Below are 1,130 nucleotides of genomic sequence, written 5' to 3'. Positions count from 1 at the left end.
GACGTTAGGGCGAATGATTCAGTTTAATACCTCATCGCCAATGAAAAATGTCAGAGCTAAGGTACGAAGATTTAAAAGAGGGATGTGACCCTATTTTTTGACTCATTTATAAGTTATTGATTTATAAATATGTAAAATAGGACGCAGAAAAAGGGTATTTTAGAATAAAGTGGTCTAAGTTCTTTAAAAATAAACCGAAATCGAATAAAGTCTTCACTTCACTGCCGAGTAGGCAGCTTAGAAATTAACAACAATAAAGAAGACATGGTACACAAGCTTCACTGCCGAGTAGGCAGCTTAGAAAAAATAGAAGCGGTTATCACCGATAGGCGTAGCTCTTCACTGCCGAGTAGGCAGCTTAGAAAAGCAACTAAAACAGTATTACAAGCGATTTTTTCTTCACTGCCGAGTAGGTAGCTTAGAAACAAGCAAAACGAAGAGATATACCCGCAATACGCTTCACTGCCGAATAGGCAGCTTAGAAATGCAGGCAGAAATTCGCAATGGTTTGAACTTTCTTTACTACCGAATAGGTAGATAAAACTTAGACATATTTTACTCTTTAATCTGATATTTCGTCATTCTTGCCAATAAAGTCGCATTTTAAATTCATCCTGTTGAATATACTAATGCCATGATAGTTAACGCATTGATATGATGTTGAAGATGAAAAAGGACTTTTCTCCTAGCGAGCTTAAAACCATACTCCACTCAAAACGTACCAATCTTTATTATCTTCAGCATTGTCGAGTGCTAGTAAACAGTGGGCGAGTTGAATATGTTACTGATGAGGGTAAAGAGAGTTTATATTGGAATATCCCCATCGCCAATACGACCGCCATTATGCTTGGAACAGGTACATCGGTGACCCAAGCTGCTATGCGAGAGTTGGCTAAAGCTGGTGTATTAGTCGGTTTTTGTGGTGGCGGTGGTACTCCGCTTTTTTCAGGTAATGAAGTTCAAGTGGATGTCTCTTGGCTTTTACCTCAATCAGAATACAGACCAACTGAGTATTTACAGCAATGGGTCAGTTTCTGGTTTGATGATAACGCCCGATTAACCGCAGCGAAAGCCTTTCAACATCAGCGGATTAAGCAAATTCGCAAACAGTGGCAACGGCTGGAAAACAA

General features: G+C 39.3%; 2 protein-coding genes. Both read left to right on the top strand.

Annotated elements, in window-relative coordinates:
• Nucleotides 1-88: ClbS/DfsB family four-helix bundle protein (locus I3255_RS14595; RefSeq protein WP_238039470.1), on the top strand; the 88-nt coding region annotated here is incomplete at its 5' end.
• A gap of 569 nt (nt 89-657) precedes the next feature.
• Nucleotides 658-1,130: type I-F CRISPR-associated endonuclease Cas1f (gene cas1f / locus I3255_RS14590; RefSeq protein ID WP_238039468.1), on the top strand; the 473-nt coding region annotated here is incomplete at its 3' end.

It is taken from the genome of Psychrobacter sp. Ps6, assembly GCF_022129235.1.
Classification (GTDB): Bacteria; Pseudomonadota; Gammaproteobacteria; order Pseudomonadales; family Moraxellaceae; genus Psychrobacter.
This window is presented reverse-complemented; position numbering and strand designations above follow the sequence as displayed.